Source organism: Streptomyces sp. NPDC054796, assembly GCF_053611545.1.
This window is the reverse complement of record NZ_JBSHAO010000057.1, coordinates 1-14,904: the sequence shown is the minus strand read 5'-3', so window position 1 is coordinate 14,904 and position 14,904 is coordinate 1. Positions and strand designations below refer to the sequence as shown.

Sequence of the window (14,904 nt, the reverse complement as noted above, 5' to 3'; positions counted from 1 at the left end):
GGACAGCGAGGCGGGTTCTTCAGCCCGCCGTGGGCCTGTGACGCCCGCTCCCTGGTCCGCCTGTGTCCGGCTCTGTCTGGGCGAGGCGCGGTTGTCAGTGCCGTGGGGAAGAATCACGGTAGTGGAGGGAGGCGGTGATGCCCGTTATGGACGGTGGCTCTGAACAGCAGTCTCCTGTTCCGGGAGGCTGCCGGTGGTGCGGTGTGGAGGAGCGTGAGCACATGCAGCGCTGGAAGCCGCCGGTGGGCTGGCACAAGTGGCAGCCCCCGACGCTGGAGCAACGCAAGGAGCGCATGAAGGCCAGGCGCCGGTCTCCCGGCACGCCGCGTCCCGGGACGGCACGCTTCTTGCTGGCTACGCTGCGAGCTGCCTGAGCTCACGGAAGATCTGGCGCAGCTGCTCGGGAACATCGTCCGGGTCCTGCAGGGACATGGACAGCTGGTACATCATCTCCGGCTTGCCGCCCGGCCCGTCACTGCTCTGCGCCTGGAGCAGTTCCTGGACGCGCGCGCTGAACTTCCCCGATTCCCGCAGCGCCGCGAAGTCTGCGGGTGCCCATGGGCCCTGTGCGACGGGCCGGGGCCAGATCTTGTTGGCTGTGCTGGCCCAGAGGGTGTCGGGGAAGATCTCCTCCAGTTCGTTGTACATCTCCCCGCCCGCCTCCTCGGACTCGCCGATGAACTTCACGTAATCGGACGCTGCGGGCCCGAAGAACTGGGTGAGTTTCGCGGGCTTGAAGATACTCTTGGCAACGTTGCGGCTGTCGGCGTCGACCACGAGCATCAGGCTCCGGCCGTGCTGGGCGAGATACCGGGCCAGATGCAGAGCGCCTTCGTTGTTGAAGCAGGCCCACAGGGCGATCCCGGCCGCCTGCAGGGAGAGGCCCTCACTCAGCCGGAACAGCAGGGGAAACGCCTGCTGCTCGGTCTCTCCCTCGACGGCCAGGAAGCAGCGCTCGTGCAGCAGTACGGAGTTGCGCAGGCCGACGGCCGCGGCGATGCGCCCCAGATGCACATCGACATCGTCACCCACCGTCCCGGAGGCCAGGCGTTCGACGATGGTGCGGTGTTCGTGCAGTTTCAGGTGGACGACATCGGAGATGTCGACCCCGTCGATGAGGTTCATCGAGTGGGTGGCGACCAGGACATTCACATGGGGCAGTGCGCTCTGCTCCCGGATGAGCTGCATGACCTTGCGCTGGTGGTGGTAGTCCAGATGGGTGTCGGGCTCGTCGTAGACGACGATGCTCTGCAGGGGCGGAGCCTGGGGTTCCGCTGTCTCACCGGCGGGGCCGGGGGAGTGGTCGCCGGCTTCTTCCCCCGCGAGGAGTTCACTGGTCCACTCCCAGATCGCCAGCGAGACACGGCGGTTGCTGCCCAGCCCGGAGCGGTCCAGGCCGACGGATTCTCCGGGCCTGCGAGAGAGGCGCAGCGGTGCGGCGCGGAAGCCCTGTCCGAAAGAGATGTCCGGGTCGACGGTCACCTGCTGCAGTTCGGGACAGCGCTGGGTGATGTGGTCGCACAGCGACTTGGCGTCGATACGCAGGCGTTCTTTGACGTCGTCCTCGAGCTGGTGCAGGCGGCCGCTGAGTTCCGGGTCCTCCATGTGGCTGTGGAAGCGGCCGGTGAGGGCGGTTTTGACGGCGGCATCGGGGTGAGCGGTCTTGCCGTCGAAGGGCAGGAGCCGCGGCATGCGCTTGTCCAGCCCTGCGGGAGCCGACATCCAGCCCTGGCTGCTGGAGTGGGCCGCGGCATGGGCTCTGAGGCTCTCTTCCAGGTCGGCGCGTCGTTGGCTGACGGGGTTGAGTCCCAGTTCGCTGACAAGTTCCTTGAGGGCGGGCACGAGGTGGGACGCCAGATCCCGCAGGCGTTCGTCGTCCGCCAGCGGCCCGAAGATCTCCAGATGCGCCACGAGGTCCTCACCGCAGCGGCGGCGCACCTGCACCTGGGCGCCCAGAGCGAAGGTCTCCTGCTCCCACGGGTCGAGGTCGAAGGTGCCGGTGACCGTGGTCTGCGCGCAGCGCTCCGCCACCGTCGCGTCGTCCGCGGCCGGTCCGGTGTAGGTGCGGTCCTCGTCTTCGAGCTTGCGTGCTCCGAGCAGGAAGGCGAGAGCGTCCAACAGGGCGCTCTTCCCGCCGTCGTTGTGGCCGGCAAGGATGGTCGGGCTGCTCACCGGGATACTGGCGATGTCCGTCAGGCACCGGAAGCCGGTGACCGTGAAACTCCTGAGATGCAACTGCCCGCCCTGCTCCGCGACTTGCGCCACCACTCCCGCAGGCCGTGTGCGCGACCAAGTGCCGGATGCGGTGCGGGAGCGGCCGCCTTCCGTATCGAATGCCTCATCTTAGGGGCCCCGCCACCCCGGTCGCTTCTGTCCCGTGCACCTGCTCGCGTACCTCGTTCCGCAGTGGACACGGCGCTACCACCCAACGCCCGGACACCGGTACGTCCCACGGACTACCCCACCTCCGGCAAACAGCCCTTTTTCCCTCCACCCACTGCTCGTCACCGTGAAACCGCCCGTAGCTGCCGCATCCATGGTTACGGTCTGTGCGCATGCGGTTTCTGCACACTTCGGACTGGCACCTGGGCCGCCGGTTCCACGGAGAAGACCTGATAGCAGCCCAGCGCGCCTTCCTCGACCACCTGGCCGACACCGCCCGGGACGACCACGTTGATGCGGTCCTCGTCGCGGGCGACATCTACGACCGGGCCATCCCCAGCCTGGATGCGGTACGGCTGTTCAACCGTGCCCTGCACCAACTCGCTGACCTCGACGTGCCGGTCATCATAATCAGCGGCAACCACGACTCCGCCCACCGTCTCGGCGTCGGATCGTGCCTCCTGGCCCGCACCGGCATCCATCTGCACACCGACCCGGACACCTGCGACCGCCCCGTCCTCCTCCAGGACGCCGACGGACCGGTCGCCGTCTACGGCATCCCCTACCTCGAGCCGTCAATGGTCCGCGAGAAGCTGGAAGCCGACGCCGCCTCCCACCACGCGGTACTGACCGCCGCACTGGAGCGGATCCGCGCCGACCTCACCACCCGCCGGCCGCCCGGCACCCGCTCGGTGGTCCTCGCCCACGCCTTCATCACCTCCGGCACTGGGCACAGCAGTGAACGCGATGAGATCCAGAAGTCCGACAGCGAGCGCGACATCGCCGTCGGCGGCGTCGCCCACGCGGGCGCCACCATCTTCGAGGGGATCGACTACGTGGTCCTGGGGCACCTGCACGGCGCCCAGCACGTCACCGACCGCATCCACTACAGCGGCTCCCCGCTGCCCTACTCCTTCTCCGAAACCCGCCACACCAAATCGATCACTCTGGTCGACCTCTCCCCACACACCGCCCCCGCCCTCACCCCCCGCCCCTGTCCCGCCCCCTTCCGCCTCCAGCGCATGACGGGCTCCCTGCAAGAACTGCTGACCAGCCCGGCCCACGAAACCCTGCAAGACGCCTGGCTGGAGGTCACCCTGACCGACACCGCGCTGCCCTTCGAGGCCATGGCCCGCCTGCGCCAACGCTTCCCCCACACCCTCTCCCTCAAGTACCAGCCCGCCCACGACCCGGCCCAAGCAACCAAACCCCCCACCTACAGCGAACGCATCCGCGGCCGCAGCGACCTCGACATCGCCTGCGACTTCCTCCACGGCATGCGCGGCAGCGCCCCCACCCCGGGCGAACACGCCCTGCTCCAGCAGGCCGTCGAAGCCTCCCGCCTGAACGAGCAGCACAAGGAAACCGTCTGACATGCGCCTGCACAGCCTGCGTCTGCAAGCCTTCGGCCCCTTCGCCACCACCCACACCATCGACTTCGACACCCTGTCCGCCGACGGCCTCTTCCTCCTGCACGGCGACACCGGCGCGGGCAAGAGCACCGTCTTCGCCGGCATCTGCTTCGCCCTGTACGGCAAGCCGCCCGGCGACCGCGACCTGCTGCTGCGCAGCCACCACGCGCACGCCCGCCTGCGCCCCCTGATCGCCGAAGCCGCCCGCCAGAGGCTGCGCCTGGCCTTCACCGTCCGCCTCGCCAAGAGTGGCTACGTACATCCCTCCGGCAGCCGCACCGACTCACCCGGCATCCGCCGCGAGGTCATCCAGCGCGCCGACCACACCGAGGAACGCTCCTACGGCCACCGGCGGCTTCGCCGCCGCCGACTTCGCCGCCCGCGTGGACGCCGCCGGAGGGGACGTCACTGCCGCCGTCCACCAGTGGCTGACCGAGACCGGACGTCTCCACGCGGACGCCCGCATCCACCACCTGGAAATCCGTACCTGGCAACCGCGCTACCCCCTTGCTTGTCACCTCAGCTGAGGAAGGAAGCCGCCCCATGGCCATGCGCAGCAGCCCGCAGGAAAGCACCGGATCCGCCGGCGTCCACCGGGTGGTGGCCGACTTCGAGGAGCTGGGCTGGGGCCCGGTGGAGAACAACCAGCACGACCTGGGAATCGACCTGTTCCTGCAGGTCCGCGACGAGCGGCGGTTCGACCGCACGGTGCTGATGACGGCCCAGGTCAAAGCCGGCGACAGCTACTTCACCAGCCCCGCGCGCAACGCCGAGGGCGTGCTGGAGGGCTGGTGGTATGCGGAAGCGGACGCCCGGCATTTCGAGGACTGGGTCCAGCACGGCCTCCCTCATCTGCTGGTCCTGCACAACCACCACCTCCGGCGCTCCTACTGGGCGCACGTGACCCCGCAGCACGTGGAGTCCGCGGGCGAAGGATTCAAGATCCTGGTTCCGGCCACCCAGTGGGTGGCCCCCGAACACCTGTCCGCCCTCCTTGAGGCCGCCGCCTCGGCGAAGACGAGCTGGTCCCTGGAAGGCACGGTGTGGCGGGCGGGGGCCGACGTGGTCGCCCCCGGACGCGCCCTGCGCCACGCTCTGGTGTCTCCGCGGCTCATCGCCCCGCATCCCAACGCGAAGACCGACCGTGACCTGAGGCCGGAAGAGGCCGTCGCGCTCGTGACCCAGGGGCGCACCAGTGACCTCGAGCGGCACGCCAAGAAGGGCACGCTGCCCTCCCCGCGGCAGCAAAGCGGCTGGCGATGGACCTTTTTCCGCGCCTACCGCCGAGCCGTCGAGCACGGCGACCTGGACGGACTGCTGGAGCTGGCGGCGTCCGATTCCTCGCGGCACCCCCACCACCCCTACCGCAGCGCGGCAGCAGCGGTAGCCTGTGCCGTCTTCCTTACCGAGGCTGAGCGCTGGGCGGAGGCGGAGGACGTCCTCGCCCGGGCGGGGGAGGAACTGCCGCCGGTCGACCATGCCTGGGTCGTGCTCCATCAAGCGCTGCTGGCCGGTGAACGCGGCGACATCGCCACTGCCCGAAGCCTGGCCGCCCGCTGCCAGATTGCCGTGCAGCTCGACGCCGACGACGTCACCGCCCGCACCATCGTCGCCGCAGCGGCCGCCTTCCTCTTCGAATCCGCCCTTTGGAGCCGTCAAGGACGGCCGGCCCCCGAGGAAACCGTTGCCCTGGGCGACACCGCTTCCTCCTGGTGGCGCGATCAGTCCACCGCCTGGGCGCTGGCTGGCCACGAGGCGCAGGCGTTCGCCGCCTGGGGGCGGTCGGAGGAGCCGGACGCCCCTTCACAGGCCTGGGCTCAAGACCGGCTGCACGGAGTGTGGGTCCAAGCGGCCTTCAGCGGCGCCCGCCGCAGCGCGGCTGAAGCGGCAGCCCACCACGCGCATCACGCCGTGCGGTGTCATCAAGCGGCCTGGCGAAGCATGCCGACAGACCAGGAAGCCATCGACGCGCTGACCGAGGCCGTCGACGTCCTGCGCCGCCACGGACGCACCAAAGACCTCCAATCCGCCGTCGGACGCCTGTGGAGAAGCGGCCCGGCCCAGAGCTTGATCCACGCCCTCAGCCGCTCCCTGAACGCCCCGTGGCGGCACACCACGGCCCGCACCAAACTGGCCCTGTGGGCCGCCGCGGGGGACCTGCTACCCCGTGAGCAGGCCGACCGGGCGGCGGCCGAATGCCTGAGCATCCTGAACGACTCTGACGCTTTCGAACAACGAGTGCGCCCCACCTTCGAGCCCGACCATTTCGCGATGCGGGCCCTGTGGCGGCTTTTGTCGGCCGCGAGCGACAGCACGCACGAGGCGGCGGCAGAGCAAGTGCGGCGGAATCTCGGCAAGCGCTCTGTGCGAAGGGAAGAACTCCCTCACCTGACAGGCCGACTGCGGCCGGCCGCCTGGCAGACCAGCGTCTGGCAGTGGAAGAAGGCCGCAGCGCGACAGCGTGATGGACAAATCTCCGCGGCCATGCTCGGCCTGCTGGCGCGGGCGGGAGACCAGGGCGCTCTCGATACCCTCCTGCGCCGCGCTCGTACCGGCGACCTCTACGCCTTCGACGAGATCCCCGACTCCCGTAAGCCCGAGGCGGCCAGCGGCCGGCTGACCGCTTGCGCCGTCGAAGGATGCCGACGTCAGCTCGCGGAAGCCGAAGGCAGCAGCTGGGGCATGGGCGGCACCGACTGGGGGTGGCTGCTGGTCTGGTGCAACCTGACGCTCCCTGCCCAGGCCGACTGGCCCACGGCACTCGCACTTCTCACCCACCCGTGCGCGGCCGCCGACCACAAGTTCGGCGGGCTGCGGCTGCTGGCGCGCAGGGTGCATGAGCTGCCGCCACAGGCGGCGGACAGCATCCGGCAGTCCGCCGCGGCGCAGCCGGAGCAACTGCGCGCCGTTCACCTCCTCGACGCGCCCTCGCCTGCAGACCTGCGGGAGGTGGCAACAGCGCTCGGTCTTGCTCTGGGGACGCTGGCGACATCCTCGGCCATCACGGCGGCGGCCCGCATGCTGCACGGCGACGCGAGGCAGCGGACGGCGGCGGCCCGCATGCTGGCGCACGCTGCTGGAACAGGGTCTGAGGGACCCGCGGCCCAAGGCCTGTTGCTTGCCCTGGCAGCCGATCCACACCCGGGAGTGAGGGCGGCGGCTGTTGTCGCCCTCACCCGAGCCCTCGCCCCGAACGCCGATCCCGTGCACCTGTCCGTTGTCGAAGATGCCGCAGGAGACGATGGCTGCCAGGTCCCATTGGCCGTGGCGCAGGCACTGCCGTCCGAGCTTGACAACGAACGCCGCCAGCAGTTGGTGGCTGTGCTTGGCCGACATCCGTCAGCTCTGGTCAGAAACGTGATGGACCCTCTCGACGGCTCTCGTGGAGGCGGGTGAGGGGCACGGAGCGCGTCTCCCGCCACGCCTTCCGTGCTGCCCAGCGCAGCGGACGGCGGTGCACGGAGGCGGCTCCGGTCTCCTAGGCGGGCCATTCCGCACCGGACTCTTCCGCGTTCCAGGCGAGTTCCTCCTCCCTCTCGGGCGACGGCAGTGCAGGCCGCCGCGGAACGGGTTCTGCCACGGGCGCGGTGTGCGAGGTGGCGGTGGCGCAGGCGTGGCACAGGTCCGTCAGTCGCCAGCTGCCCCGGCGGTGGGTGAGGGCGAGGAGGATCGTGCCGTCGCAGCCGCGGTGGCGGGGGTGGCTGGTGCAGCCGATGTCGGGGCAGTGGCAGGTGCGCAGGTGCTGGGGGAGCGAGGTGGTGCGGGCGTGCATGGCGAGGTGGGCGAGGGCTGCTCGTCGAACACCGCCGCAAGGCTGGGGGAGATCGCCGCACGCGGAGCAGTGCAGCCGGGCCAGGCCCGGCTCGGTCCGGAGGTGAACGGTCCAGGTCCGCGGCGGCGAGGGTGCGGGGATGCGGGGCCGGATGGCGGCTTTTCCTTCCTCGGCCGCCCGGGACGGCGGAGGATACTGGGTGTCGGGGCGGCGCGCACTGTAGTGCAGACCCCTGCCCTGCAGCTGAGGGAGCGTGAGGTGACGCCGCATCACAGAACGCGGCGCACGCCGCGGCGAACTACGCCCCGGCCTCGACCCCCAGCTGGTTCTGGAACTCCTGATCGGCCCCCTGCACGCCCGCGCATTCACCGCCCCCGACACCCTTACCGCGGACATCCCGGCGCAGATCGTCGACAACCTCATGCGCGGCATCGGCACTCCCGGCCAGCTGGCCAGTAGGCCCCCGCGTGTGCCTGGTGCTGAAGGCTCGGCATGCGGGGGAGCGTGGCACATACGCCCTGGTCGGCTGAATGCGCGCCCAGGGTGCAACCCAGACACGGCAGTTGGTGTCCATCGACGTCCGACCCGGGCCGCGGCTTCAGCCGGGAGGGGGCCCGCGCTGGCACCGACGTGGGGCGGCCCGGGGAACGCCCCGCTCCCTCGGCCGGGCCGCTAGATTTTCCACGGCGAGAGGAGACCGCTCCCCTGCTCCGCTGCCTTCACACCTGTCGTCCCCTTCAAGGAGTTCCCGACCGCTCATGGCACCCGTCGAGCTGACGCTGCGCCCGCACCAAAAAGACGCCGTCGCGGCCGTCGTCCGCGTCCTGTCCCAGCACGCCCGGGCGAGCGTGATCGCCGCCTGCGGGACCGGGAAGACCCTCATCGCGGCCCGCACCACCGCCCGCCTTGCCCCACGCGGGCGCGTCCTGGTCCTGGTGCCCACCCTGGACCTGCTCTCCCAGGCGATCGGCTCCTGGCGCGCGGCGGGCCGCAAAGGCCCCGCCCTCGCCGTCTGCTCCGCCCGGCAGGCCCACGAGCACCAGCCGGTCAGCACCACGGTCACTATGACCACCGATCCCGCCCGCCTGGCCACCTGTGTCCAGGACGCCGGCACCGGCCCGGTCACCGCCTACGCCACCTACGCCTCCCTGCCCACCCTGGTCACCGCCCACCGCGACCACTTCCTGCCCTCCTGGGACCTGACCGTCGTCGACGAGGCCCACCGCACCGCCGGCCGCCTGGGCAAGGCATGGGCCGCCGTCCACCACGACGACCAGGTCCCCGCCGCCCGCCGCCTCTACCTCACCGCCACCCCCCGCCTGTGGGACCCCGACCAGGCCCCCGACGCCGACGGAGGAGAGGCGGTCGCCTCCATGGACGACCAAGCCCTCTTCGGCCCCGTCGCCTACCACCTCAACCTCTCCGACGCCATCGATCTGGGCCTGCTGGCCGACTACCGCATCCTCGTCCCCGTCGTCACCGACGCCGACCTGCGCGACTGGCTCGCCACCGGCCCCGGCGCAGGAACTGGCGGACTCCACCTGGCCGGCCGCCAGGTCGCCGCCCTGCGCGCCCTCCACGACCACAAGCTGCGCCGCATCCTCACCTTCCACCACCGCGTCGCCGACGCCCGCGCCTTCGCCACCACCCTGACCACGACCGCCGCCACCCTCCCCCCACACCTGCGCCCCCAGGGATTGTGGGCGGACTGGATCAGCGGCAGCCACACCCCGGCGGACCGCCGCCGTCTCCTGCTCGACTTCACCACCCACACCACCCCCGCCGTCCTGGCCAACGCCCGCGTCCTGGGAGAAGGCATCGATGTGCCCGACATCGACGCCGTCGTCTTCGCCGACCCCAAGAACAGTCCCGTCGACACCGTCCAGGCCGTCGGCCGCGCCCTGCGCCAGCCCCCCGGCGCAGGAAAGAAAGCCACCCTCGTCGTCCCCGTCTACCTCACCCCCCACGAAGACCCCGACGACCTCCTCGGCGCCGACGCCTACACCCCCCTGTGGCGCACCATCGCCGCCTTGCGCGCCCACGACAACCGCCTCGAAGCCCGCCTGGCCGACCCCCGCACCCACCGCCCCACCGCACCCCCCGATGACCCCGAAGCCTGGCTCCACTTCGACCACCCCGTCCGCGCCGACGAGGTCGCCCTCGCCCTCTCGCTGCGCGTCCTGGCGCCCAAGAGCGCCGAATGGCGCCGCGGTCTGCAAGCGGCCCGCCGCTACCACCGCACCCACCACCACCTCGACGTCCCCCAGAACCACACCGACGACCACGACTACCCCCTGGGCCGCTGGCTGGACTGGCAACGCCACCTGCACCACACCGGCACCCTCGATGCCGCCCGCACCCGCGCCCTGGACGACCTGGACATTATCTGGAGACCCCGCCGGCAGGCATTCGACCGCGCCCTGGCCCACGCCACCGCCTACGCTGCCGAGCACGGTCACCTCACACCCCGCACCGACGAGTCCCACGACGGCTTCCCCCTCGGCCGCTGGCTCGCCACCCAACGCACCCGCGCCGCAAACCTCACCCCCGACCGCACCGCAGCGCTCACCGCACTCGACCCCTGGTGGAACCCGCCCTGGCCACTGACCTGGCACCGCGCCTACCACTCCGCCCGCCGCACTCTCGGCCACGACCCGGCAGACCACCAAGCAGGGGAGTGGCTCAAGACCCAACGCGCCCGCGGCCCCCGCCTCCACCCCGGCCAGCTCCGCCTCCTGCACGACCCCGCACTCACCCCCGCCGCACCGCCCAAGGCACCCGGCGCCCACGGCACCTCTCGCCTTCCGGCCAGGGAACGCGCCTTCCAGCGCGGACTGGCAGCAGCCCACGCCTACCTCACCCGCGAAGGCCACCTCAACGTCCCTCAGCGCCACACCGAAGAGATCGACGGCGACCCCGTACGCCTCGGCCAGTGGCTGACCAACCTGCGCCGCCGCAGCTCTTCCCTCACCCCCCAACGTCGGGCAGCACTCGCCGAACTCGGTCTGCACACCGAGCAGTGAGGAGCACGTCCCTCTCTGCCCGGTCCGGGGGCCGCAACGTTCGGCTCGGCCTGCCACCTGCGTGGGGCTCCGACACAGGGGCCGTCATGTCTGTCGCCGAGGCCGCGGACCCCGAGGCGGCAGCTCCGTCATGGTCCGGGAATGACCTGGAGCCCGCACCACGGACAGCTGCACCCAGCCAGGCATGAGATGTGCTTCCCGGGATCCGTGTTCGCGGGGCGGTGCCATCATCGTCCGTGCGGGTGACTGCCGGCCGTTTCTTCGGGCGGGCGGTCCCAGTCGAGGACGTGCAGGCCTGTGCTGTGTATGAGGGCCGCGTTCAGGCGCAGGAGCTGGACGGGGGAGTGGCGGTGGCGCTGCAGCCACTTGCGGCGACGCCGTTGTTCCGCTGCGCTCAGGTCGTGCCAGTGGTCGTGATGGATGCCGGGCGGGCCGTCGGGGTTCTCCCGGGCCCAGGTGCGCACGGCTGCGCCCTCGCCTTCGGAACCCTGGCTGAGGCCGATCAGGGCCCACGCAGTGTCGTAGGGGAGGGTCGGGCCGTGGCGGGCGATGAGGCGCTGGGTGCGCAGTTGCCGGAGGGGGGCGAGGAGCCAGCGTCTGTTGCGGAGTGTCATGCCGGTGTGCTCCCGGGGTCTTGGCGGGTGCGCCATCGGTCGGCGCTGGTCTGCAGGTCGTGGTGGCCCAGGGCGCGCAGGGCCTGGACGAGGGCGGTGAGGAAGATCTCGCGCTGCTGCGGTGTGTGCATGGTGGTGACGAGCTGGTCGGTGAAGCGGCGGATGTCCGAGCGCAGGTCGTCGTCCACACGCCGCTGTGGCTCCGGCAGGTCGGCCAGCTCCTGCTTGAGCGTGTTCAGGCCGTCGGGGCGGTCGGGGAAGCGGTCCATCCACCACACCCGGCGCAGGCTGGGATCCGCGAGGATCTGCTGGAGGTGCTGGAGGCGGTGCAGTTCCTCTTCCTGTTCCAGATCGGCTGCCCGTTGCCGCCGCGCGTGCTCCTGCGCCAGACCGCGGTCCTGGTCCGAGACCTTCAGACGGATCCGGCCGGTCACCGACAGCCCCGGAGCCGGGTGGTTCCATTGCATCAGCGCGGTGTTGACGGCGTCCTGAGCGCCGGCGGGGTCGAGGACGCAGTGGTGGCGGGTGATCTGTGCGGCTTGCCGCCGCAGGTAGTCACGCGCCTGCACCTCCGGGTCGTGATGTCCGTAGTCGCCTGCCTCGTGCCAGAAGCCGTCGATGCGGGCGGTGAAGCACACGCTGGCAATGCGGCTGGCCATCCGCTCGCCGGTGACGGCGAGCGGATGTGCCGGACCCGCGCCCACCACAGAGGGCGGGACGGGTGGGGCCAGCCAACGGCGCCGGGGCAGGAGGCTCACTCGGCCGCGGGCCCGGTCCTACCGCCGGGCTGCGCAACAGCCGGCTCCGGCCCAGGCCCGGCAGGGGCGGGGGACGGCGGTGAGACCAGGCGGCTGACCAACTGTCTGCGCCGGGCGCGCCCCGTCTCGGTGCTGGCGGAGGCGCCCACCAGCAGGGCAGCGGCGCCTGTCCGCCCGATACGTTCACGCAGCACCTCCGTGGCCAGCGGCATCACAAGCTCGTCCGCCAGTTCCTCGGAGTCCAGCCATGCCTCCAAGGTGCCGTAGGCGGCCTCGGCCGTGGCGGGTTCCGCCAAGGCCGCCCGCCAGCCGCGGATGAACCAATCAGCCGTACCGTCTGCGGGCCCCCCGCTGGCTTCCGCCGCCGGGGGGCGCAGGGGGAGGGCGTCGCCGTCGAGGCCGGTCAGCGCCAGGAAGGTGTGCGCACCGGCCTTGCGGGTGTCGCCGTCCTGGGCCTCGGCCCACCCGACGATCTCGGAGAGCACCAGCATGCGCCGCTCGGGGACCTCCAGCAGCGTGCGCACGGCATCGGCCACGGCGTCGCGGGCCGCCTCGTCGCTGCGCGCGGCCAGCAGCCGCAGCCGGGTGAGCGCGACCCGAGGGTAGTGCCGGCCCAACTGGCCCGCGCAGATCTGGGCAACCGCCGTGGCCAGCTTCTGGCTGGTGGACTTCTGGAGCGCCCAGTCGTAGAGCTGCTTGCGCACGGCGACACCGGTGACCGGGTGGAGCGCCATCGTCTCCAGGACCTCCCGGGCCAGACGGCGGTGCGCAGCTCCTCCCGCCTCGATCCACTCGGTGGCCACGGATCCCACCACGGCGCCGCCGGGCAGCAGCGACAACTGCACCAGACAGTCGGCGATACGCCGCAGATGATGCACGGCCGTCCCTTTGGGACCGCTGATCCTTGAGGCCCACTCCAGCAGCACGCTGCGTAACTGCGGCCGCTGCTCCCACACGTACGTCAAGACCGCCTGCGGCAGCCCGTGCCGTTCGGCTTCCAGGGAAAGACCCTCGCCCTCCACCAGGGAAGCGCGGATGACCTCCCGGCGTTTGTCCAAATCACGTCCGGCCAGTGCGCCACCGGGCGGCAGCTTGCCGCCGACCTCGTGGAAGAGGACGTCCGCCGCATCCAGCACAGTAGCGGCCGGGGCACCCTCCAGCAGGGCGGCGGCCAGCAGGAAACACCGCTCGCGCAGCTCTTCCGGCTCCGCATGATCCTCGAACCAGCCCGCCAGATGGGCGCGCCAGTCGGTGAACTCCTCCGCGACCGCGTTCTTGCCCTCCTCGCCGTCACCGCGGGCCTGCGCGATGAGCCAGGCCAGGCGGGCGGCCTCGGACGGCTGAACTGCGTCGGTCAGCAGCGGCTTCAAAGGATCGCCGGAGAGCCAGTCCACCCGGTGGGCCGCGAGGTGGCGCAGATGCGTCTCGGCGATCTGCTGCGCGTGTGCGCGGACCATCTGCACGGTGGGCACGGTGGCGAGCGTGCCAGGATTCCACCCGCCGGGGTCGGCCAGGATGATCAGAATGGCTTCGGCGGCTTCGGCGGCCTTGTGCAGGCTGGCGAGCCCGGTGTAGAAGTCCTCGGGCAGCGTGCGGTAGCGCCGCAGGTCCAGGACGAACCCATGGCCCGGAGTATGGGGGATCTGCTCGGTGCGCGGCCGGTCCCAGTCCAGCGCCAGGCAGCGGATCTTCTGGTCCGGCACCCCGGCCTTGTGCAGCAGGTGAATCGCGATGGCGCGCAGTCCCGTGCCGGTCTCGCCGCACAGTGCCAGGAGCCGGGCCGGGGCGTGGTGCCGCGTGAGCAGCCGCAGGGCGTGCGCGGTCTGGCCGGATCCGCCGGGACCGGGCGGATCGACGAAAGCGTGCTTCACCAACTCCATCTCGTTGCCGTCCACGGTGGACCCGCGCAGGTACTCCCAGCCGCGCACGTACTGGTGGTTGTGCTCCTCGTAGTCGCCAGCGATCTGCGTCAGGCGGGCCTTGCCGGTGGCCTTGCCCCGCTGGATCGTTTCCGCCGTGGTGTCCTGGGCGCTCGTCATGACTGCTCCTGGCCGTTGCGGTAGTCGCCGCCGACCTGCAGCAGCCGGGCCTTGCCACGGGCCTTGCCCTTTTGCCGCACGCCCGCACTGCGTCCGCCGCCTGTGGCCTTCTTCGCGTCCGGCGGCACCGCCTGCCCGGGGGAGAAGGGGCCGTCCTCGGTGAGATAGGGCTGCAGCGCGGTCGGTGCCAGTCCCGGGACGAGGAGCCAGCCCGTCTGCTCGTACTCGGGCTTGCCCGTGATACGGAGCGTGGCTTGCTGGAAGTGGTGACTCTTCAGGGCCCGGGTGCGGTCCGCGCCCACGGCGATACGGAAGAGCGGGTCCGAGACCACGGCGGCCAGCGGCAGGTGGTTGTCCGTGGCAGCGGCGGAGGCATGGCGGACCGCGTCGCTGTCGACCAGTCGGCAGACGTCGTTGGCAGCATTGCCTCGGTAGTTGGGCGGCACCAGGACGCCCACGTGTACGCCCGCCCGTAGCCGCAGCGAGGGTGAGCTCGCCAGCCGGGCCTGCTCGCGACGCTCCAGTGCCTGGCTGAGCAGCGGGAGGAAGGGATCGACAAGCCGTGCTGCGTGCCGGTGCGGCAGGACGAACAGTGTGCCGTCGCCCCGGTCCTTGGCGGCGTCTGGAACGGAGGCGGGATCGGTGATCCGGCAGTCGGCGAGCACGGTGGACAGGATGTCGTCCAGGTCCGCCAGGAGCGGAGCCATCTTCTCCTCGGACAGATGGCTGTATTTCACCACGTCGATGACCACAAGGGCGTACTCCGGCGGGACATCGGCGGAGTCGACCGGAACGGAAGATGCCATGAGGCAGCAGCCTTTTCTCGTGAGGGAACGTGCGGGATGCCTCATGCTGGCGGCCGATGGCACGTGGGTGGTGCCCACCAGTGGGCACCACCCACGTG

General features: G+C 71.1%; 11 protein-coding genes and 1 pseudogene. 5 read left to right on the top strand and 7 right to left on the bottom strand.

Annotation, left to right across the window (positions count from 1 at the left end; translation table 11 throughout):
* Positions 1-354 precede the first annotated feature (354 nt).
* Positions 355-2,265: an ATP-dependent nuclease gene (locus ACWGJ2_RS33035; protein ID WP_453350000.1), complete on the bottom strand. Its 1,911-nt coding sequence runs from the start codon at positions 2,263-2,265 to the stop codon at positions 355-357.
* A 290-nt stretch (positions 2,266-2,555) separates the two neighbouring features.
* On the opposite strand from ACWGJ2_RS33035, the gene ACWGJ2_RS33030 reads away from it, so the two are divergent.
* Entirely contained in the window at positions 2,556-3,755 is a 1,200-nt protein-coding gene (locus ACWGJ2_RS33030; RefSeq protein ID WP_453349999.1) for an exonuclease SbcCD subunit D, read from the top strand.
* A gap of 1 nt (position 3,756) precedes the next feature.
* A pseudogene (locus ACWGJ2_RS33025) lies at positions 3,757-3,975 on the top strand (AAA family ATPase); the annotation flags it as partial.
* A gap of 102 nt (positions 3,976-4,077) precedes the next feature.
* Here ACWGJ2_RS33025 and ACWGJ2_RS33020 read toward each other — a convergent pair.
* A complete protein-coding gene (locus ACWGJ2_RS33020; protein WP_453350032.1) occupies positions 4,078-4,203 on the bottom strand; it encodes a hypothetical protein in 126 nt (41 codons plus the stop codon).
* Positions 4,204-4,337: 134 nt separating this feature from the next.
* Between ACWGJ2_RS33020 and ACWGJ2_RS33015 the strand changes: the two genes are divergently transcribed.
* Entirely contained in the window at positions 4,338-7,190 is a 2,853-nt protein-coding gene (locus ACWGJ2_RS33015) for a DUF4365 domain-containing protein (protein WP_453349998.1), read from the top strand.
* 82 nt (positions 7,191-7,272) lie between these two features.
* On the opposite strand, the gene ACWGJ2_RS33010 is transcribed toward ACWGJ2_RS33015, so the two are convergent.
* Complete coding sequence (locus ACWGJ2_RS33010) at positions 7,273-7,566, bottom strand: hypothetical protein (protein WP_453349997.1); 294 nt, start codon at positions 7,564-7,566, stop codon at positions 7,273-7,275.
* A gap of 268 nt (positions 7,567-7,834) precedes the next feature.
* Between ACWGJ2_RS33010 and ACWGJ2_RS33005 the strand changes: the two genes are divergently transcribed.
* Both ACWGJ2_RS33005 and ACWGJ2_RS33000 read left to right on the top strand, forming a co-directional pair.
* Positions 7,835-8,242, top strand: a complete 408-nt coding sequence (locus ACWGJ2_RS33005) for a TetR-like C-terminal domain-containing protein (protein ID WP_453350029.1) — start codon at positions 7,835-7,837, stop codon at positions 8,240-8,242.
* A gap of 82 nt (positions 8,243-8,324) precedes the next feature.
* Complete coding sequence (locus ACWGJ2_RS33000; protein WP_453349996.1) at positions 8,325-10,589, top strand: Helicase associated domain protein; 2,265 nt, start codon at positions 8,325-8,327, stop codon at positions 10,587-10,589.
* A gap of 227 nt (positions 10,590-10,816) precedes the next feature.
* Here the strand turns inward: ACWGJ2_RS33000 and ACWGJ2_RS32995 are convergent, their stop codons facing one another.
* From ACWGJ2_RS32995 to ACWGJ2_RS32980, 4 genes are all read right to left on the bottom strand, one after another.
* Complete coding sequence (locus ACWGJ2_RS32995) at positions 10,817-11,203, bottom strand: hypothetical protein (protein ID WP_453349995.1); 387 nt, start codon at positions 11,201-11,203, stop codon at positions 10,817-10,819.
* Positions 11,200-11,862 carry a hypothetical protein gene (locus ACWGJ2_RS32990; protein ID WP_453349994.1) on the bottom strand — a complete coding sequence of 221 codons (663 nt, stop codon included), beginning with the start codon at positions 11,860-11,862 and terminating at the stop codon, positions 11,200-11,202. The genes ACWGJ2_RS32995 and ACWGJ2_RS32990 overlap by 4 nt, the downstream gene beginning before the upstream one ends.
* Positions 11,863-11,957: 95 nt before the next feature.
* Positions 11,958-14,000: a hypothetical protein gene (locus ACWGJ2_RS32985; RefSeq protein ID WP_453349993.1), complete on the bottom strand. Its 2,043-nt coding sequence runs from the start codon at positions 13,998-14,000 to the stop codon at positions 11,958-11,960.
* Positions 13,997-14,806, bottom strand: a complete 810-nt coding sequence (locus tag ACWGJ2_RS32980; protein WP_453349992.1) for a hypothetical protein — start codon at positions 14,804-14,806, stop codon at positions 13,997-13,999. Before ACWGJ2_RS32980 ends, ACWGJ2_RS32985 begins: the two co-directional genes overlap by 4 nt.
* Between the last annotated feature and the right edge of the window lie 98 nt (positions 14,807-14,904).

What these genes read in the sequence shown, in the direction of transcription:
- ACWGJ2_RS33030 (WP_453349999.1), top strand. Translation starts at nt 2,556, where the DNA reads ATGCGGTTTCTGCACACTTCGGACTGGCACCTGGGCCGCCGGTTCCAC.
- ACWGJ2_RS33015 (WP_453349998.1), top strand. Translation starts at nt 4,338, where the DNA reads ATGGCCATGCGCAGCAGCCCGCAGGAAAGCACCGGATCCGCCGGCGTC.
- ACWGJ2_RS33010 (WP_453349997.1), bottom strand. Translation starts at nt 7,566, where the DNA reads ATGCACGCCCGCACCACCTCGCTCCCCCAGCACCTGCGCACCTGCCAC.
- ACWGJ2_RS33000 (WP_453349996.1), top strand. Translation starts at nt 8,325, where the DNA reads ATGGCACCCGTCGAGCTGACGCTGCGCCCGCACCAAAAAGACGCCGTC.
- ACWGJ2_RS32995 (WP_453349995.1), bottom strand. Translation starts at nt 11,203, where the DNA reads ATGACACTCCGCAACAGACGCTGGCTCCTCGCCCCCCTCCGGCAACTG.
- ACWGJ2_RS32990 (WP_453349994.1), bottom strand. Translation starts at nt 11,862, where the DNA reads ATGGCCAGCCGCATTGCCAGCGTGTGCTTCACCGCCCGCATCGACGGC.
- ACWGJ2_RS32985 (WP_453349993.1), bottom strand. Translation starts at nt 14,000, where the DNA reads ATGACGAGCGCCCAGGACACCACGGCGGAAACGATCCAGCGGGGCAAG.
- ACWGJ2_RS32980 (WP_453349992.1), bottom strand. Translation starts at nt 14,806, where the DNA reads ATGGCATCTTCCGTTCCGGTCGACTCCGCCGATGTCCCGCCGGAGTAC.